The following is a 21943-nucleotide window of genomic DNA, read 5'->3' as shown; positions in this document are numbered from 1 at the left end:
TCCGCCCGGCCGATCATGGCTCCAACACGCCGCGCAGGAATCGCGCGCTCCGCTCATGCACCTCCGGCCGGTTCAGGATCGTATGGACGTCGGCATCGATCACCATCACCTCCGCCTTGGCATCGTCCTTGAGCGCGGCGGCGCAGGAGCCGGTGACGGCGCGGTCCTTGTTCCAGGGATTGGCGGCCGTGAATACGGATCGCGCGCGGAAATCGCGTTCAGCACCGGCTCGTTCGGACCGATGCCGAGCCGGGGCGCGCTGACGAAGTAGTTGTCCTCGCACGACCACGAATAGATCAGCCGCGCCGCCACGTCCTTGCCGGCGTAGCGGCCGACCGCCACCGCACCCTCGCTGGTGCCCGCCAGCACGATCCGCAGCCGGTCGACCCAGCTCCAGTCGCGCGACGCCTTCAGCGCGTTCTCGAGCTCGGCCAGCCGCAAGGCGTGGACACGCTCATAGGTCGCGACGTCGACCGGCGAGGTGTAGGTCAGCCGGTCGGGAATCGCGAGGCTGTCGGGCGCCACCGACGCCACGCCGAGCTCGTCGGCGAGCCAGGCCTGGAACTCCTTCACGGCCGGCGCCACGCCGCTTGACCCGTGCATCACGATCGCGAGCGGCGCGATCCCGATCACGTCGGGCGCGTCCTCCGCACGGCCCTCCCAGCGCCGTCCGCCGGCGAGCGTCGCCGGCAACACCAGGTTGGCCCCGCTCCACGTCAGCGCCAGATTGGCGGGCGACGGCTCCAGCACCGTGCCTTTGGTCTCGCCGGGCTTGTCGGCCGCGAGGGCGGCGGTCGCGCAGAAAAAGGCGACGGCGATCGGCACGACACGCGCCACGAACATGATCGATCCGTCCTCCTGCGAGGCGAGCCCAGCGAGCCTGGCGCGCACCGTCCGTTTCAATCACGGCATCGGGCTGCGGACAAGCAAGGGGCGACGGACGGAGCATGCAGGGCACCCATGCGGTGATGCGATCAGCGCGCCCGCAGCCGCCGGCGCTGGGCGCGCGGCGATTCCATCGACCGGACGTGATGGCGCGGCGTGGCCGCAGCGCAGAAGACCGCGTTGGGCGCGCCGGCCGGCACGGCGGCGGCCTCGCGCGCTCCTCCGCAGCCGCTGACGGCGCGAAGCCGTGGCACGACCGGCGACGTGTCCCGCAAGACCTCCTGCCGTACGCTCACATCGTTCCGGATCTCCACGGGAGAGAGAGCCAGCAGCGTCGCCCGCAAGCCGCGAAGGATGGCGGCCATTGCGCGCGACGGCTGCGCCCAGCGAAACGGCCGGGCCGAACGCTTGGCGCGGCCGCGCTTGGCTCGCCCGGCTCCACTGCCGCGACGGCCGCGCTGATTGGATGCTGATCCTTCGTCATCGACCTGCAACATCAGCCGGAACGGCTGTTCCGAGGGGCCGGCCGCGATCAACAACTTGCGCATGCGTCTCACCTTGATCTCGTGACGGCCAAGCGAGCGGCCGCGTTGGTCGGGACCATCGCGCAAGCGCGGTGACCGCAAGCTGTTGCCCGATGTCAGCGACATGTCAGCTCCGCGGCGTCGCTCACAGTCGCTCTCCCAGCCGCGCCATCACCAGATCGAGCACGTCGGCGTCATCGAACGCCGCCGCGGTCAGCGCCGCGCCCGCCGCGATCAGCTCGTCATGAGCGAGATTGGTGCGCATGCCGACGGTGGCGATGCCAGCCGCCGTCGCCGCCGCGATGCCGGCGCGGGAATCCTCGAAGGCGACCGACCATTCCGGCACGGCGTCGATCGCGCGCAGGCCTTCCAGATAGGGCAGCGGGTGCGGCTTGCCGTGCGGGAGTTCGTCGCCGATGATCACGGCGCGAAACCGGTCCATCAGCCCGAGCCCGTGCAGGATCAGCTCGGCATTGGCGCGCGGCGCGTTGGTGACGGCCGCCACCGGAATCGCCGCCGCCGCGGCCCGATCGAGCAACGCCATCAGGCCCGGCAGCGGCTGCACCGCGCCGGCGGCGAGGCTGCGAAACACCTCCTCCTTCTGCGCCATGACCGCCGCGCGCCGCTCGGGCGGCTCATCGGGCAGAAATTGGGCGGAGATCGACAAATTGGATCGGCCGAGCAGTTCGCGTGCCGCCCGTGCGCGGTCGAACACATGGCCATACGGCCCGAACACCGCGTTGAAGGCCTGCAGGTGCAGCGCGTCGGTATCGGCGAGCGTGCCGTCGATGTCGAACAGCAAAGCCCGCCGCTTATTGATAACGCCTCGCATCAGCAAATTGACCTCAACTCATCCGGATGTTGACGCGATCTGATCCAACTCTCGACCAGACCGGCTGTCGTTATTCCTCAAACGGCGTGAAACCGCGACGGGGGAAATTGCGATGATCGGCCAGTTGAGCGCATTGCCTGTTTTGACATCGTCGAGGCTCGGAGCGGCCGCCGCGCTGGTCTCGATCATCTGTGTTGCCGCGCCCGGCGCCGCGCAGGCCGGATCCGCCGACATGGTCAACGGCCAATACTGCAACGATCTCTGCAAGGCCTATATGGCCTGGTCCGACCGCATGCTGGCCGTCACCCAGCCCGCGTCCTATTCGCGGCCGCAGGTGCGGGTCGCGGTGCCGCAGAGCATGACGCCGAAAAAGATGGACAAGGCCGAGAAGCCGGACCGGATGGCGCAGCATGGGCCGAAGCCGCATCGGCCGGCGAACCTGAACTCCTTCGCCCAGCTGCCCGCCGGCAGCCACGCCGCGCAATCCGCGATGGAGCCGCCGCCGGGCGACCTCGCCGCGTCCGACGAGCCCGCGCCGGCGACAGGTCGGCCGTTCGCCGCCGACCCGCTGCCCCACTCCGCCATCGCCGACATGCGGCGCGCGACCGACGCCGCCGGCCTGCGGCTGGTGTCGATGACCGAGCCCGGCAACGGGCCGGTCACGGTCGGCGAGGCCGGCGGCAGCCAGCGCTCGAAGATGCCCTCGATCTGGATCATGCTCGCCGCAGCCGCGCTGCTGGCCTATTTCGGCCATGGCTGGCTCAAGCGCCGCAACGGCGCCTCGCATCACCTCAACTGAGACGGCAGGAACTGCGACGTCAGGTCGGCCGCGCAACGCCGCGGGAACCATTCCGGACAATTTGACCACCGGGCCTCGCCTGCGACCGGGGCTTCGGTTGAACTCGCAGCGCCGCGGCTCTATGCGTGAGCGATGAACATCGCCCTCACCGCCCCACCGCTGAGTTCCTGGCCGCGTCATCGCGCGGACCTCAAGCCTGCGCCGTTCCTGCCGATGAGCCGCAAGGAGATGGACGCGCTCGGCTGGGACGCCTGCGACATCGTGCTGGTGACCGGCGACGCCTATGTCGACCATCCCTCCTTCGGCATGGCGATCATCGGCCGGCTGCTCGAGGCCCAGGGCTTTCGCGTCGGCATCATCTCGCAGCCCGACTGGCATTCGGCCGAGCCGTTCAAGGCACTCGGACGCCCGCGCGTGTTCTTCGGCGTCACCGGCGGCAACATGGACTCCATGGTCAACCGCTACACGGCTGACCGCCGCATCCGCAGCGACGACGCCTATACCCCCAATGGCGAAGGCGGCAGGCGGCCGGACCGCTGCACGCTGGTCTATGCGCAGCGCTGCCGCGAGGCGTTCAAGGACGTGCCGGTCGTGCTCGGCGGCATCGAGGCCTCGCTGCGCCGCATCGCGCATTACGACTACTGGTCCGACAAGGTGCGCCGCTCGGTGCTGGCCGACGCCAAGGCCGACATCCTGATCTACGGCAATGCCGAGCGCGCCGTGATCGAGGTCGCGCACCGCATCGCCGGCGGCGAAGCGCCCAAGGACATCCAGTCGGTCCGCGGCACCGCGCTGTTCCGCAAAGTGCCAGAGGGCTTCGTCGAGCTGCACGCCGACGATCTCGATTCCGCCGACGAAGGCGCCGCGCGCGAGAAGGGCGACGTCATCATCCGCCTGCCGTCCTGCGAGCAGGTCGAGGCCGACAAGGAAGCCTATGCCCGCGCCTCGCGCGTGCTGCACCGGGAGAGCAATCCGGGCAATGCACGTCCCCTGGTGCAGCGCCATGGCGACCGCGACCTCTGGCTCAACCCGCCGCCGATCCCGCTGACCATGGCGGAGATGGATAGCGTCTACGATCTGCCCTACGCCCGCGCGCCGCATCCGTCCTATGGCGACGCCAAGATCCCGGCCTGGGACATGATCAAGTTCTCGGTGACGATCATGCGCGGCTGCTTCGGCGGCTGCACCTTCTGCTCGATCACCGAGCATGAGGGCCGCATCATCCAGAGCCGCTCGGAAGGCTCGATCCTGCAGGAGATCGAGCGCATCCGGGACAAGACGCCGGGCTTCACCGGCGTGATCTCCGACATCGGCGGCCCGACCGCCAACATGTACCGGATGGCTTGCAAGGACCCCAAGGTCGAGGCCGCGTGCCGCCGGCCGTCCTGCGTCTTCCCGGAGATCTGCCCTAACCTCAACACCTCGCATGACGATCTCATCCGGCTCTATCGCAAGGTCCGCGAGGTCAAGGGCGTCAAGCGCGTGATGGTCGCCTCGGGCGTGCGCTACGACCTCGCGGTCGAGAGCCCGGCCTATATCAAGGAGCTCGTGACGCATCACGTCGGCGGCTACCTGAAGATCGCGCCGGAGCATACCGAGCGTGGTCCGCTCGACAAGATGATGAAGCCGGGCATCGGCACCTATCACCGCTTCAAGCAGATGTTCGACGCCGCCGCGGCGCAGGCTGGCAAGAAGTACTATTTGATCCCGTATTTCATCGCCGCCCATCCCGGCACCAGCGATGAGGACATGATGAACCTCGCGCTGTGGCTGAAGAAGAACCGCTACCGCGCGGATCAAGTCCAGACCTTCCTGCCGTCGCCGATGGCCACGGCCACCGCGATGTACCACACCGGCGTCAACCCGCTGCGCGGCGTCCGCCATGGCAGCAGCGACAAGGTCGAGGCGATCAAGGGCCTGAAGCAGCGCCGCCTGCACAAGGCGTTCCTGCGCTATCACGACCCGGACAACTGGCCGGTGCTGCGGGACGCGCTGCGCGCCATGGGCCGCGCCGATCTGATCGGCTCGCGCCCGGATCAGCTGGTGCCCGCACATCAGCCGCCGGGGACGGGAAAGGCTGCCGTCACGCGGCGGCCTGTGCGACCCGAACAGCGGCCGCAGCGCTTCACGACCAAGGGCGTGAAGATCAGGAAGTAGTTGTCGAGCGCGCGCCAAGCTTGATGGCATGGGCACGCACCCGCCTCGTTCTCCGCTGTCGTCCCGGGCTTGACCCGGGACCCATAGCCACAGGAAGACGTGTTGGGCACATCCTGAAGCACCAGCCTGCCTCACACATCCGCCTGTGGTTATGGGTCCCGGGTCAAGCCCGGGACGACACCGAATTTGTTGCCGCCATCTCGCCAACGCATGCGCACCGGAAGCGCCGGCGTCTGTGACGCATCCACCCCCGTTCCCGCCACCACATCCACTCCACAATTTTTCCGAACAGCCCACCGCACTCCCGCGACGCCATCCGCGCCCAGGTGATGCTGCCGACATCGCCCTCGACAGATGAGAGGGCGCGGGGAAGACCGGACCTCGACTGAGGCCCGTGGCCCGCCTGCGGAAAAAAATGCAGGCGGCAGGTACCACGAGTTCAGCCGGACGACCCGGCCTTCCCCGCGCGGTGGTTTGAACGGCTGCTTCGCGATCTCCCTGGGGACCGGGCTTTCTTGCCCCCATCACCGGCGAGACGCGTTTCCGCATCATCGACCGGCTTGACCTCAGCGTCGGGAGGCCAGGACCACGCGACTTGACCGTACGTCCCAGGCTCATTCGCCGGCCCGCTTGCGCGAAAGCCCCGAGCCCGACACGTCCACCGCTCCCCGCTGCTACGCTCCGTGACGATCGGCCGAAACGTCCCTCTTCATCGCAAACGGGATGGCCGAGAGCATCCACTTGATTTGCCCGACGACACAAGGCGCGCAGCATGCGACAAACTGGCTCGACGGGCAGTTTGCGCATGGCGGCGATGCGGGAATTGCCCGTCGAGCTCCCCCCGAGTGAACTCGGGCTGTCGACGATGCGGGCGAGCACCTGCTAAGCAGAGGTACAACCAACAAGCGAATACGCTGTTTTAGCGACTCTAGCTTCCTGCTAAGCTCCCATTGAGAACCCTTTAGATGGACGACGTTTTAGTCACATGAATATTTCGATCCCATATCTCGTCTTAATCGGTCGAAGCGTCGATTGCCTCATCGATCTTCTCGACGACCGAGAAGCCCTTGAAGCATTCACGCGATCGCATAATTTCGCCGCTGACTTCGAACTCTTACTCGCCACGATCGAAGAACGACCCGAGGCTGAAGTTATGGGACTAGCCATACGTGAGTATCAGTTTGCACTTTACGCAATTGCTGCCGCTAAATATCGACACGCCACGATTAGTCTCAGATTGTTCTTTGAGCTCTCACTTTCGAGCATCCATTTCTCGGCTAACGAGTTTCATTTGCGCGAATGGCAAGTCAAAAAACGAGATATAAACTGGAACGCGCTGACCGATCCGTCGGATGGCGTTTTCGCACACAACTTTATCGAAGCGTTCAATCCCGGGATGGAACGACTCGGAAAACAATATGCAACATTAGCAGGAACTGTCTATCGGGAATGTTCCGAATACGTACACGGCAACCGTCACACCTACAACTTGTCGGACACCGATCAGTCCATCCGGTTCGAGCGAGATCAGCTGATCAACTGGGCAGCACGAGCCGACACGATACGCCTCTGCATACTCTTCGCTTTCGCTTGCAGGTATCTTCGGCTAATTGGCAAGCCACAACGCATCAAACTAGAGCATTTGATGCTCGACTCATTCGGAACTATCTCCACTGTACGAGACTTCTACGCAGCGGGCTAACCTATGATCGACTTCTTCTTTCGAACTGAGGACATACGCCCGGAGGCTGTTGTCGACTATTTTGTTGAGACGGCCCAAGATAGAGCAACTGTCGACGCACTAAAGAATCGGAATCCCACAATTTTGATTGGGAGCCGAGGGGTTGGAAAATCCTTCTTGCTTCGGGTTGCACAGCGAGAGTTGGCCGTCAGCTTCGAGCAAGACAGAGTCTTTCCCGTATATCTAAGCTTCGTTAGAAGCTCACTTCTCCAATCGGCCGATCCCGATCAATTTAAACATTGGATGCTCGCGAGAATTTGCTCCGCCATAATTCGTTCTCTTATGAAGGAAGGCTTGCTTAGCTCCGTTTCTCAAAGCGCCCGACTTTTGGCCGGATCTGATACAGTCTCGGACGCCCAGCCGACACGACTTGAAGTTATCGCTGGCTCGTTTGAAGACTCTTGGCAAAACCCGAACTCAGCGATAGAAAATCTCGAAATTGTTCCATCCGTTGATGCATTAAAAGAAGCTCTCGAAGACATTTCGTCGGAACTGTCAATTAGTCGCTTCGTACTTCTGATCGACGAGGCGGCGCATATTTTTCTGCCAGAACAACAGCGGTTGTTTTTCACGCTTTTCCGCGACTTACGCAGCCATTGTATCACTTGCAATGCGGCAGTTTACCCCGGCGTAACAAGCTACGGAGAGACCTTTCAGCCTGCACATGACGCAACTATGATTTCGATTGACCGAGACGTTCTGGCGCCGACCTACGTAGACAACATGAGAGAAATTGTGGAAAAGCAAGCAGACTCCACAGTTCTCAAGAATATCGCACGGAATGGGAAGAATTTTGCGGTTCTCGCCTATGCTGCCGCCGGAAATCCTCGGCTTCTCCTCAAAACTCTCGCATCATCGCCAGCCGTCGACTCTACTCAAATCAATCTCACGATTCGGGAATATTATCGAAGCGACATCTGGTCCGAACATTCTCTACTGGCAGACAAGTATTCGGGTCACCGAACTGTAATTGACTGGGGAAGACAATTTATTGAGTCGATAGTTTTGCCAGAGATAAAGACAAAAAACGATCAATATTTAGCGGCGGACAAAGCGACGAGTGCATACGTATGGATTCACAGAGACGCCCCGGCGCTCGTAAAGGAAGCTCTTCGTATACTGTCCTACACCGGGGTGGTTATTGAGCAAGCCTCAGGGATTAAGGCTAGCCGCGCTGAGGTTGGCACGCGTTACATGATCAATCTAGGCTGCCTATTCTCACTTGAGGCGCGGCCTGCATCCACTTCGTTCGATATTGCGAAGGGGCTAACCCCCAAGCGGATGACGGAGTTTGGAGCAAATCATTCGGCCTTCAAAAGCTTGGCTGACCAGACGATAAACGCGCCAGATGAGTCAAAAGGAGCAGCCCTAAAGGAGCAGCTGACTAAATCGATTGATGTTCTTGACATTTCAAAATGGCAATATGGAAAGCTCGTCGAATTGGGGCTTTTGACAGTAGGCGACGTGCTTAAGGCCTCAGAAAAGAAACTGATGGAAGCTAGTTACGTCGGCAATGTCCGAGCAAGACAAATGAGAAACGCAGCTGTGGCAGCCGTTTTAGAGTATCTATCGGGCTAAGCCGCCTAAATGGCGAGGACCACGCAGACCTTGGCCAGCGCGCCCCTGGACATTCCGAGGGGCATCGGGAACTCCTCACGGAAGACCTCGCCAAGAGGCATCGGCTTCAGCTTCTTCACGATTGCGGCGCCTTCCGATGATCGTCCACGGTGGTCACATCGGCCGGCCCGCGGCCGTCTAGACCAAGAAGACTCGGCAATACTGAGCCAAGCTAACAGCTCGAGTCGCCGCTCGCCCATCGATAGATCCGGCTGCTCAGGGGTCCTGCTCCCAGCGGATTGCTGACCTTGATGCTCACGCGCGATCCGGAGCCGGACTTTTCGATGCGCGCCGAGGCGAAGTAGTTCATCCGGACCCCATAGCTGCCTGCGACCAGGCGAAACTCCGCAAAGCCGCGGTCGCGGTGCAGCTCGCCTTCGGCTTCGATCTGTCCCCCGCCCGGGTTGGCCGGATTGCCAAAGACCCGGACCGGCGGATTACAGCTTTTGCCGGTCTCCATCAGGCGGCGATAGATTTCCTCGTAGCTTTCGGAAAAGCTTCTGCTGTCGGCGACGTCGCGCGAGTCGAGTCCCTCCGGCGACATCGCACATCCACCGGCCATCAGAACAGCGATCGCCGCCGCAGGCAGAGCTGCCTTGATCCCCATCGTCCATCCCCCTGCGCATCGATCGCATCGCCCCGAGCGATCACCGTGCCACCGGATTCACATACGTCGTTTTGCGGGAGACAGACAATAGCCACGCGGCATCATGAGCGCGGGCTCACCGCGGACGGCTTCGACGTTCGCGACCGACTTGGCGATCACCTCCTCACGACGCTCATTCGTGATTGCGTTTGGCCCGCGCCATCCGTCATAATTGTGAAATAGAAATTTTCGCGCAATTGACGGCAGCCAAGCCGATTGGAAGCCGAACGTTCTTTTGGGGGAGAGAGCGCACATGCACGCGCCAGTGGCCGGCTCGAAACCGGCTCCCGTGGTCGGCACGGCCTACAGGCCGGATATCGACGGACTGAGAGCTGTCGCAGTCATGTCCGTCGTCGTGTTCCACGCCTTTCCCCATGTGCTTCGCGGCGGCTTCATCGGAGTCGACATCTTCTTCGTCATATCCGGGTTCCTGATCACCTCGATCATCGTTGCGGATCTGGCGAACGGATCATTTCGTCTTCGGACCTTCTACGCGCGCCGTGTCAAGCGCATCTTCCCTGCCCTCATCGTAGTTCTCTTGGCCGTCCTCCTGCTCGGGTGCATTCTTCTGTACACCGACGAATACAAGGAGCTCGGCAAGCAGGTCGCGGCGAGCGCCGGATTTGCCGCGAACCTGCTGTTCTGGAAGGAGGCCAACTATTTCGACCTGGCCGCGGAAACGAAGCCGCTGCTTCACCTGTGGTCGCTCGGCATCGAAGAGCAATATTACATCCTCTGGCCGCTGCTGCTGTGGCTGTGCTGGCGGACAAGGAAGCGCGCCTTGCCGTACCTCGTGGGGCTGCTGCTCGTCGGGTCATTTCTGCTGAACATCAGAGCCATGGGCACGAGCCCGACCGAGGCGTTCTACTCCCCGCTCACGCGCGCATGGGAGCTGTTTGCAGGCGGTCTGCTGGCGATCGCATCGTCGCCATACACCAGGCCGCTCCTCGGCGCCGTCCCTGACACGGGACATCGATCGGTCGTTTCCGATCGGCTCGCGGCGTCGGGAATAGCTCTGTTGGCGGCGAGCCTGATCCTGATTTCGAGAAATACGCCATTTCCCGGGTGGGCGGCACTGCTGCCTGTCGCAGCGACCTGCATGCTCGTCGGCGCCGGACCGTCTAGCTGGGTCGCCCGCCGGATTCTTTCGCATCCTGTCCTGGTCGGAATCGGGCTGATCAGCTACCCGTTCTATCTCTGGCACTGGCCCCTGCTCGTCCTGACCCGGGCCTGGATGGGCGAGGCGGGCTCCGCGCCGCTGCGCTGCGGCGGCGTCGCGCTGAGCGCCGGTCTGGCCTGGATCACCTATCGATTTCTCGAACGTCCAATCCGGTTCGGGCAATCGCCCTTGCGCTCGGTCCCGCTGCTCGGCGGTGCCCTGGCGACGCTCGCTGGAATCGGCGCCCTGGCCATGACCTACGGCTGGACCTTTCAGCCGGGCGATCTGAACAGCTACGCAGCCTATTTCGATTCGTTCCGCACGGGCGTGTCGCCGGCCCGGGAAGAGCTGGTGGAGATCAACCAGAACCAATGCAACTTCTACAACTTCGAGAGCGCGCTTCCCACGCGCGTCCCGCGGGACGGCATCAGCTCGGACTGCTACACCAGCCACTCCCGCAGAACGGTGCTGCTCTGGGGCGACTCTCATTCGGCCCATCTCTTCTACGGCTTACGGAAGACGCTGCCGGCCGATACGTCCCTGCTGCTGGTCTATGCGTCGGGGTGCCGTCCACACCCGATCGATCTGGCCAAGTTGACGACCGATTACTGCGAGACGTCCAACGCCTTTGCGCTGTCGACGATCAAGAATGTCGTTCCCGATGTCGTGGTCATCTCATTCAACAATTCCTTCGATACGGATTACCTGCGCGAAGTATCCCGGGACATCAAACGGATCGGCGTGAAACGGGTGATCGTGCTCGGACTGGCGCCTCATTGGGAGCCGTTCCTCTTCAAGGTGGTCATGCAGCATTATTGGCAGTTCACGCCGGCACGTATCGCGACGCACCTGGACCAGCATGCGCTCGGCATCGACAAGGCATTTCGAAACGAGCTCCAGGCCGACGAACCGTTCGAGTACCAGAGCCTTCATGACTTCTTCTGCAATCGAGAAGGCTGCCTGATCTATCTCGATCGCAACCGGCGCGAGGGTCTCGTGAGCTTCGACAATGCGCACCTGCGCCCCCTCGCGTCCCTCTATCTCGCCGAGCACCTGCTCACCCCGTTGATCCAACGCGACGTCCGACCGCTGGGCCTGCGTGACGACGCGCAGCCGCAACGCGGCAGGACGGGGGCTCTCGACGACCGGCCGGCCGTGCAGTGAAGATACGGCGCATTGCTGGAGCGGATCACGAAACGCCCCGGGACAGCCCATCGACGTCTGCCTGCCATCACCCGACCAGAGCTCCGGCGTCGTGTCGATGAATATGCATTGAACGCGCCGATCGTCGTTCGGAAAAAGCCGCTTGCGCTGCCCGATCGTCACGTATAGACGGCGCCTGTCGCGAAAAGCGGCCGTTGCCTGCGGCCGAGTACAAGCCGTCCATCTGCCGTTCTGGCATGGACCGGCCCAGCGTCTCCCACACATCAATCGCCTGACCGATCGTCAGGCTCCAGCGAGCGGTCGCGCGTATCTGCGCCATCGGCTCGCGTGGACCGGAGCGCGCCATGACCAGGGCTGTTGCCGTCATCTATCTGACCATCGTGCTCGATGCCGCCGGCATCGGGCTGATCTTTCCGATCCTGCCGTCGCTGCTGCACGACGTGACGCACGCCGACAACGTGGCGTCCCTTCTCGGCGTCATGACGGCGCTCTACGCCGCGATGCAGTTCATCTGCGCGCCGGTGCTGGGCTCGCTGAGCGATCGGCTCGGCCGGCGCCCGCTGCTGCTGGTCTCGCTGACCGGCGCCATCGTCAACTACCTGTTCCTGGCCGCTGCGTCCGATCTCTGGATGCTCCTGCTCGGCCGCGCCATCGCCGGCGTCACCAGCGCAAACGTCTCGGTGGCCACGGCCTACATCACTGACATCTCTGCCGAGGAGGAGCGAGCCCGCCGCTTCGGACTCCTCAATGCGATGTTCGGCATGGGATTCATCATCGGGCCCGTGCTCGGCGGCGCGCTCGGCGACCATTGGCTGCGGCTGCCGTTCGTCGCGGCGGCGGCGTTGAACGGATGCAACGCGCTGCTGGCGTTGCTGATGCTGCCGGAATCGCGACCACCGGACCCTGGCAGGATCGAGATCGCGGTCCTCAACCCGCTGCGGCCACTGCGCTGGGTGCTCGCCGTCAAGAGCCTGCTGCCGGTGGTTCTCCTCTTCTTCCTGTTCAGCGCGACCGGCGAGGCCTATGGCGTCTGCTGGGCGCTGTGGGGTGGCGACACCTTCCACTGGAGCGGTCTTTGGATCGGCCTGTCGCTCGGCGCCTTCGGCGTGTGCCAGATGCTGGCCCAGATGTTCCTTCCCGGCCCGGCGGTAAGATTGCTGACCGAGCGCGGCGCCATTCTGACCGGGGTGACCTGTGTCTGCACGGCTCTCACGGCCATGGCGTTCGCCAGGCAGAGCTGGATGGTGTTTGGCGCCATGCCGCTGTTCGCCCTCGGCGGCATGGGCATGCCGGCCCTGCAGTCGCTCGCCACCCGGCAGGTCGACGAGAATTTACAGGGCCAGTTCCAGGGCGTGCTCGCCGCCACCGTCAGCCTCGCCTCGATCGTTGCGCCGCTCGGCTTCTCGAGCCTGTACTTCGCCGTCAGGGAGCAATGGCCCGGGGCGATCTGGCTGTCGGTCGTCGCCATCTACGCGTTCGCCATTCCCGTCGTTGTCACCCTGCGCCCGGCCAAGCCGGCGTCCGTGCCCTGACGTCTCGGAGCGATCGCCTGCGCCGCCCGTGCCCGGGGACGGCGCTCGCCCGCACGCCTCTCAGTTCGCGGTGATGCTGTGCAGGTGCAGGGCCATCATGGAGTCGTAGTGGGAGTTGCCGGCATAGGGGTCGTGGACTGCGGCCTCGTGCATGGTGCCGGCGGCATGGGTGCTGCCACTCTCATTGGCCGCGGTCGCATCGGCCTGCGCGTTCGCCAGCACCTGCGCAGCGCCTGCGGCGTCACCGAGCTTGGTCAGGCTGGCGGCGGTCTCGGCCGCCACCGCCGAGGCGATGGCGGCGGCCTGCGCCGGCGTCTGCACCGGCGCGGCGACGCCTGCGGCCTGCGGGATCTGGGCCAGCAGCGCCTGCGTGTCGGGCGTCTTGATGTTGTAGCCGAGCGTCTCCAGCACCACGAGATCGATCGGCGACAGCGTCTGCGACGTGGTCGGGTTGTAGAACTCGTTCAAGGGATCGCGCGCGCCCTGGATGCCGGTGTTGAGGAAGTCGGCCGGGTCGGACATCTGGCCGTAATCGGCGATCTTGGTCACGCCGCCGTCGAGCGAGAAATAGGCGGGAGGGCCGGCGGCGATGTTGTTGTTGATCAGATGCTGTCCCGGCTTGGTGAAATCGAACAGGTCGAAGATGTCGAGATTGCCCGGCGACGGTACGCGCCCGAGCGCATGCGACAATTCGTGCAGCGCGACGCCGACCAGGGACTGAGTCGGGATGTCGGTGTTGAAGATGGCGAAGCCGTCCTCCGTCGTCGTGCTGTTTGGATCGATCAGCCCGAGCACCTTGGCCTGCGCGTTGGCGACGAACACCTGGGAATGGCCCTGCACCGCCCTGGTCGTCGGCAGATTGTCGAACACGGTGTCCCCGGCCGCCGCGTGATCCTGCAGATCGGCTCGGAGCTGCGTGTAGTTGGCGAGCACGCCGTTGCTGACATTGGCGCCGGCGCCGCCGCCGGTGCCGGCGAAATCGATCGCGAGGTTCACCGTGGCCTGATCGGTGATCGCCGAGGACAGGATCGCCGCCGCCTGCTCGACGCCGGCGCGGAAGCTTTCGGGCGCAGCCGCAGCGGCGGCATCGAAGGTGAGGTTGAAGGTCAGACCGCCGGTGTGAACCGCGACGGTCTCGGAGCCGTCGGCATGCACCACCGGATCCGACACCGCGCCGGGCGGCAGCACGAACGGCGAGGCGGCCGCGGCCGTGTTGGTGGTCGTGGTCTTCGCCGCCGCGGCCGGGTCCGGCATCATGAGGCCCTCCGAGCTCAGTCCGAGCTGGTCATAGGTCAGCGTGTTCATCAGACGGACTCCTCGATCATGGCCCCCGCGTCCCCAGCTGCGAGGCGTTCGCAAGCCGCGACCATCATCGGCAAGTGAGTGAAAAGTCTGACGCGGCCGGACCCTCTTCGCGGCAGCCGCGCCATGGTTTGGATGCGGCCGGGAAGCCCCGCCATGCTCCTGCCGCGCTGGTCACGCGCGGCGAATGACGGCAATCTGCGGCAGGCGTCCGCCACAGATCGATCCAACATCATCATCGAGAGCCTCCCCATGAAGATGCGCCCGCTCGGCCGGTCCGGCCTCAACGTTCCGCCCCTCTGCTTCGGCTGCAACGTGTTCGGCTGGACGGTGGACGAGGCAGCCTCGTTCCGCCTGCTCGACAAGGTGCTGGAGTCCGGGCTCAACTTCCTCGACACGGCGGACGTCTATTCGCGCTGGGTGCCCGGCCACACCGGCGGCGAGTCCGAGACCATCATCGGCAAATGGATGAAGCTGCGCGGCAATCGCGATCGTGTCATCCTCGCCACCAAGGTCGGCATGGACATGGGCGACGGCAAGGTCGGGCTGAAGCCCGACTACATCGCGCGCGCGGTGGAGGATAGCTTGCGCCGGCTGCAGACCGACGTGATCGACCTCTATCAGTCGCACAAGGACGACGAGGCGACGCCGCAGGAGGAGACGCTGGCGGCCTATGACAGGCTGATCAAGGCCGGCAAGGTGCGGGTCATCGGCGCCTCGAACTTCTCGGCGGAACGGCTGCAGGCCGCGCTCGACATCTCCAAGGCGAACAGCCTGCCGCGCTATGAGAGCCTGCAGCCGGAATACAGCCTCGCCGAGCGCGCATCCTACGAAGGCGCGCTGCAGCGCGTCTGCGAGGACAACGGCGTCGGCGTCATCACCTTCTTCTCGCTGGCCGCCGGCTTCCTCACCGGCAAGTACCGCTCGGAGGCCGATTTCGGCAAGAGCCCGCGCGGCCAGCGCAGCATTCCGAAATACTTGAACGAGCGCGGCATGCGCATCCTCGCCGCGCTGGATTCGGTCGCGAGGGAGACCGGAGCGCAGCAGGCCTCGATCGCGCTGGCGTGGCTGCTGGCGAAGCCCTCGGTGACGGCGCCGATCGCCAGCGCCACCAGGCCCGAGCAGGTCGACACCCTCGTGGCGGCGACGCAGCTCGCGCTGACCGCGGACCAGGTCGCGCGGCTCGACGCGGCGAGCGCGTGAGCGCACACGAACAGCGTCATCATTCAACCAGGCGTGCGGCGTTTCGACACGCACGCAGGACGGTCGTTCTCCACCGGACACGGCCTGTGATCGAGGACAGGGCGCTGCCAACAGCTGTCCTCGCACGCGATCACGCTCCTGCACCGCATTTTCAGCACAGCCGTGCAGCGGGCCGGGCGACTTTGCAGCATTTCGCGGATCGTCACCTCGCGGCCAAACTTCGGCCGGGATCGAACTGCTAAGTCCACCTCTAATTTAGAATGTATCGAGGAAGCGTTCGGTGAATCGTGTCGCGCGCGTAGCTGTTGGCGCATTCGTATTTGCATCGGTTCTGTCATCCCTCGTGGCGCCGACCGGCAGCGCCCGGGCGCAGCAATCACCGCAGCGCGCGCCGGCCGGCGCCCCGGTGGGCACGCTGCCGGACCGCGAGGCGCTGAACTCCGGCACCGTCACCGTGATCACCGCGCCGATCGGCGGGCCGATGTCGGTGATGGGCTCCGACATGGCAGCGGTGCTGGATGATGGCGAGAGCCTGCGCGTGCTGCCGATCCTCGGCAAGGGCTCGGCGCAGAACCTCATCGACATCGTCATGCTGAAGAACATCGACATGGGCTTCGTCGCCACCGACGCGCTGGAATTCGTCAAGACGGAATACAACATTCCAGACATTGCCCAGCGCGTGCGCTACATCGCGAAGCTGTTCCACAACGACGTTCACATCATCGCGCGGCGCGAGATCCGCTCGCTCGCGGATCTCAACGGCAAGCGCGTATTCGCCGAGCGCTCGATCGGCCTCCCGGCGGCGCGCACGATCTTCCGGCGGCTCGGCATCCAGGCCGACATCGATTCGCAGACCGACCCGACCGGCGGGCTGCAGAAGCTGATCGACGGCCAGGGCGATGCCTGGATCGCCTCGGTGTCGAAGGACGCGCCGATCATCAAGGGCATCAAGAACGAGGGCGGCCGGCTGCATCTGCTGCCGGTCCCGTATGACCGCGTGCTGCAGGACATCTATCTGCCGACGACGTTCTCGTCGGAGGAATATCCCAACCTGGTGCCGCCGGGCACGAAGGTCGACGCCGTCGCGGCCTCCACCGTGCTCATGGTCTACAACTGGCCGGAGAACAGCGAACGCTATCGCCGCACCGCGCGGTTCGTCGACGCGCTGTTCGGCAAGATCCAGGTGCTGCAGTCGCCGCCGCGGCATCCGAAATGGCGCGACACCGTGCTGTCGGCGCCGGTGCAGGGCATGATCCGCTTCAAGGCGGCGCAGGAATGGCTCGACGGCGCCCGCGCGATGCAGTCGCCGGGCCAGGATGCCAACCCGGCCGAATTCCGCAAGTTTCTCGACGAGCGCAAGGCGCAGGCGCGGATGTCGCCGGACGAGGCCGCGAGACTCTACAGCGACTTCCTAAAGTGGCAGCGCAGCAGGGAGCCACGCTGAGCACCGAACCGCCGGAAGCGACGTCCCGGCGTCAGGAGGGCGGCAGCAATCCCGCCTGCTCGGCCGTGCGCCGGACGGCCGGCAGGGCCGCATTCGCAGCGCCGCCGTGCTGAGGCGCGGCGCGCGCGAAGCTCAGCTCGACCGTGGTGCCGCCGCCCGGCGTCTCGCGCAGCGCGACGCGGCCCTGATGCGTCGCCATGACCTGCGACACGATCGAGAGCCCGAGCCCCATGCCTTCGCCGCGGGCGTGGCCGCGCTCGAACGGCTGCAGCAGGCGTTCGGGCTGATCGGATTGCAGGCCGGGCCCCGAATCGATCACGCGCAGGCGGGCAGCGGAGTCGACCTCGACCAGGATGGGACCGCCCGCGCCGGCATGCGCGACCGCATTCCTGATCAGGTTCGAGAGCGCGACCGCGATAGCGGGCTCCGAGCCGCGGATCCGGACCGGCGCATCGCAGCCGGCGAAGCCGATCTCGAGCCCGGCCTGCAGCGCCATCGGCACGTGCTCGGCGGTGACGCGCCGCGCCAGCGCGACCAGGTCGATCTCGCCCGGCTCGTCCGGCTCCATCGAGATCCGCGCCAGTTGCAGCAGCATGGTGACGATCGACGACAGCTTCTGGTTCTCGCCGACGAGCTTCGCGCGCAGGCCGGCATCCGGCACCGCCTCCAGCATGGTGCGGGCGTTGGTCAGCGGCGTCCGCAGCTCATGGGCCGCGTTGGACAGGAAGTTGCGCTGCGCCTCGGCGGCGTGGTCGATGCGCGTCAGGGCACGATTGAAGGCGGTGACCAGCGGCAGCAGTTCGGCCGGCGCGTCGCGCTCGGGCAGCCTTCGGCCGTCGGGCACGCCGTCGATCATCTCGGCCGCGCGCGCGACCGCGCGCACCGGACGCGCGATCAGCGTCGGCACGAACAGCAGCGCCGCCAGCACCGTCGCGACCAGGACCAGGATGATCGGGAGCGCGACGATCGTCGCATCGGTCAAGGTGCCCGTCATCAGTTGCGTCGACGTGTAGGCGACGCCGCCGGTCTCGATCCAGACCTCGCCGACCGGCGTATTCCGGACCGCCGTCATCCGTTTCAGGCGCCTCGTCTCGCCGTCGATCGCATAGGCAAGAAAGCTGGTGCCGTCCCGCGAGGACGGCCCCTTGTGCGGCCGCCATTTCGGAATCGGCCCGTAGCTCACCTCGCCGCTCTTGTCGGAGACGACATACCAGAACGTCGGAAAGTCCTGCATGATCGTGTCGAGGCGGGGCGTCTGCTTGACGATCAGCTGGCCGCCGGCATCGCGGGCCACGGCCTCCTTCAGCGCGTCGGCGACGTCGGCCGCACCCCACGTGCCGTCATCGTCGCCGCCGAAGCGGATCAGCAAGGCGGCGGCGCAGATCAGCATGATGGTGGTGACGACCGCAATCAGCGTCGCGGAGAGCAGCGTGATCGAGCGCCGGATGCGGCTCAGCTTCTGCCACCTCATCTGCGTCACTCGCCGCTGAGGAGATAGCCAAGGCCGCGCACCGGCCTGATCGTGGCCTTGCAATTGGCTTCGCGCAGGCGGCGGCGCAGCCGCGACACATGGGCCTCGATCGCGTTCGACTGGATCTCGTCCTCGAAGCCGTAGGCTGCGGTCTCCAACGTCTCGCGCAGCACGACACGCCCGCTGCGGCGAACCAGCGCCTCGAGGATCGCAAGTTCGCGCCTGGGCACCACGATCGGCGCCTCGTCGACGCAGACCGCACGGTTGACGATGTCGAATCCCAGATTGGCGATCGAGACCATCGCGCCGCGGTCGAGAAATAGACGGCGCAGCACCGCCCGCGCCCGTGCCACCAGTTCAATAGGCTCAAATGGCTTGGCGACATAGTCGTCCGCGCCCTCGTCGAGCGCACGTGCGATGTCGGCGGGATCGTCGAGCGCCGTCAGCACCACGGTCGCGGGGCTCGGCTTCTGCTGCCGCAGATCCGGCAATAGCGCCAGCCCGTCGCCGTCCGGAAGACCGCGGTCGATCACCACGAGCTCGAAATTCCGCACCGCGATCGCCGCCCGCGCCTCGTCGAGCGTCGTGACGATGTCCGACGAGCCGAACGCCGTCGCGAGTGCATCCCGCAGCCAGAGCCCGAGCTGGGGATCATCCTCAACGACCAGAACGCGCACGCCATCCTCCCGCATCACCGACAATCGGCTGTTCCTATCATTACGGACGGATTACAATAGGATTACGTGGCGGCGTTCTGGTACCGTTGTTTTTCGTGGCTCAATCGAAGTTGACTGGTTCTGACAAGGCCGATTGCACGCCTGTCGCGACATCTCCGATTGCAAGCTGAACGGTTTCTCGGCCGGCGCGATTGCAGTCGCATGACGGGCCAGGCCGCGGACATCCGATTTTCCATCAGCCGGCAGGCCGGTAACGTCAGCCTTTCGTAATCGTCTTGGCCGAGACTGGCGCGCTCAAACACGCGCCGAGGATTCGCCCGCATGAAGCCTGCCGCATGATCGACCGGACATACCGGGCGATCCGCCATTCCTAATCGGCCGGGGGCGTCGATCGCGCGTCACATCCGTTGCCTCATCATTGATCGACATCGACATGTTCTATGACTTTGCGTTCTCGACCGTCGCCGAACGGTCGGACTGTCATCCGGCGGCCTGGCGTCGTCCATTCCTGCGCTGGCTGGACGGCATCGAGGCCGGCTGGGCCGTGCCGCTGCTGCTGGCGTGCTTCGTGGCCGTGTGGACGGTCTATCTTTCGATCGCCTATGCCGGTGCCGGCCTGCATCCTGACGTGATCGAGACCTGGACGTTCGGGCGGACGTTCGCCTGGGGCTACGACAAGCATCCGCCGCTGATGGGCTGGATCGCCGGCGCCTGGACCGCCGTCTTCCCGCTTTCCGACTGGTCGTTCCACGTGATGGCGATGACCAATGCGGCGCTGGCGCTGTGGTTCGTCGATCTCGTCTCGCGCCGCTTCGTCGGCGGCGACAAGCGGGTGATCGTGCTGCTGCTGCTGATGCTGACGCCGGCCTATCAGTTTCACGCGCAGCGCTTCAACGCCAACTCGGTGCAGCTGGCGACGTGGCCGCTCGCCACCTACTGCTTCCTGCGCGCGTTCGAAACGCGAACGACGTCCTGGGCTGCCGCCGCGGGCCTGACGACCGCACTCGCCGTGCTCGGCAAGTACTACTCGATCTTCCTGGTGATGAGTTTTGCCTTCGCCGCCATAGCGCATCCGCAGCGGCGCGCCTATTTCACGTCGGCTTCACCATGGATCTCCACGGTCGCCGGCCTCGCCGCGCTGTCGATGCATCTCGACTGGCTGGTCGGACATGACGCCGCGCCCATCCAGCACGCGCTGATGCACGCGCGCTCCACCCTGGCAACGTCGTCGCGGGATGCCCTGTTCTTCCTCTTGGGGCTCGCAGCCGCGATGGCCGTGCCAGCCGTCACTTGGCTGATCGTCGCCGGCGCCAGGATCAGGTCCTTCGCCACGGAGATGACCACGCTGAACGACGGCCTCCGGCTGTTGTCGTACATCGCCATCGGCACGGTCGGCCTGCCCGTCGTCAACGCGCTGATCATGGGGACCGACCTGCCATCGCTGTGGGCGCTGCAGGGACTGTTCCTGTTCGTCGTGGTGGTCGTCTGCGGCGCAAGCTATCCGATTGCCCGCTTCCACACCGTCAACATCGCGGTGCTGACGGCCGGGATCGCCGTCCTGGCCGCGATCGTCGCGGCGCCGCTGCACGCCTTCTACCGCAACCGGCACGGCTATGAGGAAGGCCGCACCTTCTACCAGCAGACTGCACAGGAAGCGACGCGGCTATGGCGGGATCTGACAGGAACACCGCTCGCGCATGTCGGCGGCACCGAGAGCCTTGCGCTCGCGACCGCCTTCTACAGCGCTGACCATCCCGCTTACGGTCTGCCCATCTCAGCCCACAAGACCGGTGCGGACTCTGGCAGCGAAGGCTGGATTTCGCTGTGCTTTCGCGACCAGGCGGATTGTATCGGCGCCGCGGAAGCGGCGGCCGCCCGATCCGGCAACTACGTCAGGCGTGAGTTCACGGTGCAGGCGCGGCTGCTCGGCTGGACGGGTTGCACACGAACGGTGGTGGCCTTCCTGGTGACACGGCCGAGCGAACTATAGGGCTGAGACAACGCGGGACGCGGCAACATCGTCGGCGGATCCGAGCATGCAGATAAATAACAAGGCCCCGCATCTGCGGGGCCTTGCATCGTCGGATGCCGGGCGGCCGTCTCAGTCGTTGTCCCAGGAGCCGTCGGAATAGCCGTCCCGGTAGCCGGACAGATAGCCGTCGCCATAATTGCCGTAGTCCGCATCATACTCATAGACGCGGTGACGACGATAGACGACCCGCGGCGGTGGATAGTCCTCGTAGCTGTCCACATAGGTGGGCGCGGAACGGGCGGTTGCCGCAGACCCGATCAGGGCTCCGATCGCCAGACCGCCGGCGACGCCGGCGGCCACCGCCGCTCCGCGATTCCCGCCGGCGTGCACCGGCGTGGCGATCGTAGCAGCGATGGTCGAGGCCACGATCATGAGCGCGCAAATTCGTTTCATTGGGTTCTCCTTGCGATCGGCTCAGCCGTCGTTGCGGGAGACTGGCAGCGGCGACTTACAGCATCATTACGGACGGACAGCGCGCGTGTGAGCGCGAACCTCACGCGAGGTCCATCATGGCAGGCCGTTCGGACGTGTGGGGCTGGGACACAAACCGAACGGCCTGCTCACTGGACTCCGACGACGTTCGAAGCCATGCGGCACCAGCTCATGATGGAAGGCGCCGCAGGTGGGACGGAGCCGACCTGATCAGGTCGGGCTTCAGGGCTGCGACGCCGCTCCGTTGTCTTTCCGATCGAGCACCACATCGAGAGACGGCGAGCATTGGCTCATCATGACACGCTGTCGATGGCGAAACCGATGTG

Annotated in this window: 17 protein-coding genes and 1 pseudogene; 9 read left to right on the top strand and 9 right to left on the bottom strand. The window is 65.0% G+C overall.

The window, feature by feature from the left end; all coding sequences use genetic code 11:
• Positions 1 to 13: 13 nt before the first annotated feature.
• The 3 genes and pseudogenes from ACQR1F_RS15835 to ACQR1F_RS15825 all read right to left on the bottom strand — a co-directional run bounded on the left by ACQR1F_RS15835 (position 14) and on the right by ACQR1F_RS15825 (position 2247).
• A pseudogene (locus ACQR1F_RS15835) lies at positions 14 to 843 on the bottom strand (hypothetical protein).
• Positions 844 to 974: 131 nt separating this feature from the next.
• Positions 975 to 1433 carry a hypothetical protein gene (locus ACQR1F_RS15830; protein ID WP_316216709.1) on the bottom strand — a complete coding sequence of 153 codons (459 nt, stop codon included), beginning with the start codon at positions 1431 to 1433 and terminating at the stop codon, positions 975 to 977.
• 121 nt (positions 1434 to 1554) lie between these two features.
• Positions 1555 to 2247 carry an HAD family hydrolase gene (locus ACQR1F_RS15825; RefSeq protein ID WP_315805264.1) on the bottom strand — a complete coding sequence of 231 codons (693 nt, stop codon included), beginning with the start codon at positions 2245 to 2247 and terminating at the stop codon, positions 1555 to 1557.
• A gap of 106 nt (positions 2248 to 2353) precedes the next feature.
• Between ACQR1F_RS15825 and ACQR1F_RS15820 the strand changes: the two genes are divergently transcribed.
• From ACQR1F_RS15820 to ACQR1F_RS15805, 4 genes are all read left to right on the top strand, one after another.
• On the top strand, positions 2354 to 3040 hold the full coding sequence (locus ACQR1F_RS15820; protein ID WP_434913420.1) for a hypothetical protein: 687 nt from the start codon (positions 2354 to 2356) through the stop codon (positions 3038 to 3040).
• A gap of 132 nt (positions 3041 to 3172) precedes the next feature.
• Complete coding sequence (locus ACQR1F_RS15815) at positions 3173 to 5197, top strand: YgiQ family radical SAM protein (protein WP_434913419.1); 2025 nt, start codon at positions 3173 to 3175, stop codon at positions 5195 to 5197.
• A gap of 985 nt (positions 5198 to 6182) precedes the next feature.
• Positions 6183 to 6899 carry a hypothetical protein gene (locus tag ACQR1F_RS15810; protein WP_434913418.1) on the top strand — a complete coding sequence of 239 codons (717 nt, stop codon included), beginning with the start codon at positions 6183 to 6185 and terminating at the stop codon, positions 6897 to 6899.
• A gap of 3 nt (positions 6900 to 6902) precedes the next feature.
• Entirely contained in the window at positions 6903 to 8516 is a 1614-nt protein-coding gene (locus tag ACQR1F_RS15805) for an ORC-CDC6 family AAA ATPase (RefSeq protein ID WP_434913417.1), read from the top strand.
• Positions 8517 to 8727: 211 nt separating this feature from the next.
• Here ACQR1F_RS15805 and ACQR1F_RS15800 read toward each other — a convergent pair whose 3' ends face one another.
• Positions 8728 to 9162 carry a hypothetical protein gene (locus ACQR1F_RS15800; protein ID WP_434913416.1) on the bottom strand — a complete coding sequence of 145 codons (435 nt, stop codon included), beginning with the start codon at positions 9160 to 9162 and terminating at the stop codon, positions 8728 to 8730.
• A 292-nt stretch (positions 9163 to 9454) separates the two neighbouring features.
• Here ACQR1F_RS15800 and ACQR1F_RS15795 point away from each other — a divergent pair, with 292 nt between their 5' ends.
• Positions 9455 to 11524 (top strand): acyltransferase family protein, encoded by a 2070-nt coding sequence (locus ACQR1F_RS15795; protein WP_434913415.1) that lies wholly within the window; start codon positions 9455 to 9457, stop codon positions 11522 to 11524.
• A 67-nt stretch (positions 11525 to 11591) separates the two neighbouring features.
• On the opposite strand, the gene ACQR1F_RS15790 is transcribed toward ACQR1F_RS15795, so the two are convergent.
• Entirely contained in the window at positions 11592 to 11891 is a 300-nt protein-coding gene (locus tag ACQR1F_RS15790; protein WP_434881923.1) for a hypothetical protein, read from the bottom strand.
• Here ACQR1F_RS15790 and ACQR1F_RS15785 point away from each other — a divergent pair.
• A complete protein-coding gene (locus tag ACQR1F_RS15785; RefSeq protein ID WP_434913414.1) occupies positions 11869 to 13056 on the top strand; it encodes a TCR/Tet family MFS transporter in 1188 nt (395 codons plus the stop codon). The two genes, ACQR1F_RS15790 and ACQR1F_RS15785, sit on opposite strands and share 23 nt — an antisense overlap.
• Before the next feature lie 60 nt (positions 13057 to 13116).
• Here ACQR1F_RS15785 and ACQR1F_RS15780 read toward each other — a convergent pair whose 3' ends face one another.
• Positions 13117 to 14361 (bottom strand): NF038122 family metalloprotease, encoded by a 1245-nt coding sequence (locus ACQR1F_RS15780; RefSeq protein WP_434913413.1) that lies wholly within the window; start codon positions 14359 to 14361, stop codon positions 13117 to 13119.
• 249 nt (positions 14362 to 14610) lie between these two features.
• Between ACQR1F_RS15780 and ACQR1F_RS15775 the strand changes: the two genes are divergently transcribed.
• On the top strand, positions 14611 to 15561 hold the full coding sequence (locus tag ACQR1F_RS15775; protein WP_434898602.1) for an aldo/keto reductase: 951 nt from the start codon (positions 14611 to 14613) through the stop codon (positions 15559 to 15561).
• Positions 15562 to 15841: 280 nt separating this feature from the next.
• Entirely contained in the window at positions 15842 to 17005 is a 1164-nt protein-coding gene (locus ACQR1F_RS15770; protein ID WP_315800457.1) for a TAXI family TRAP transporter solute-binding subunit, read from the top strand.
• Positions 17006 to 17036: 31 nt separating this feature from the next.
• Here ACQR1F_RS15770 and ACQR1F_RS15765 read toward each other — a convergent pair whose 3' ends face one another.
• Together ACQR1F_RS15765 and ACQR1F_RS15760 are read right to left on the bottom strand one after the other, a co-directional pair.
• Positions 17037 to 18476: a sensor histidine kinase gene (locus ACQR1F_RS15765; RefSeq protein ID WP_434863972.1), complete on the bottom strand. Its 1440-nt coding sequence runs from the start codon at positions 18474 to 18476 to the stop codon at positions 17037 to 17039.
• A 5-nt stretch (positions 18477 to 18481) separates the two neighbouring features.
• Positions 18482 to 19153, bottom strand: coding sequence for a response regulator transcription factor (locus ACQR1F_RS15760; RefSeq protein WP_315800459.1), 672 nt, complete (start codon positions 19151 to 19153; stop codon positions 18482 to 18484).
• 433 nt (positions 19154 to 19586) lie between these two features.
• Here ACQR1F_RS15760 and ACQR1F_RS15755 point away from each other — a divergent pair, with 433 nt between their 5' ends.
• Positions 19587 to 21143: a glycosyltransferase family 39 protein gene (locus tag ACQR1F_RS15755; RefSeq protein ID WP_434913412.1), complete on the top strand. Its 1557-nt coding sequence runs from the start codon at positions 19587 to 19589 to the stop codon at positions 21141 to 21143.
• 111 nt (positions 21144 to 21254) lie between these two features.
• Here the strand turns inward: ACQR1F_RS15755 and ACQR1F_RS15750 are convergent, their stop codons facing one another.
• Positions 21255 to 21578, bottom strand: coding sequence for a hypothetical protein (locus tag ACQR1F_RS15750; RefSeq protein WP_434913411.1), 324 nt, complete (start codon positions 21576 to 21578; stop codon positions 21255 to 21257).
• Between the last annotated feature and the right edge of the window lie 365 nt (positions 21579 to 21943).

The sequence above is a fragment of the Bradyrhizobium sp. HKCCYLS3013 genome (assembly GCF_051167615.1).
Classification (GTDB): Bacteria; Pseudomonadota; Alphaproteobacteria; order Rhizobiales; family Xanthobacteraceae; genus Bradyrhizobium.
Note: the sequence above shows the minus strand (reverse complement) of the source record. Positions and strands in the feature narration are given on the sequence as shown.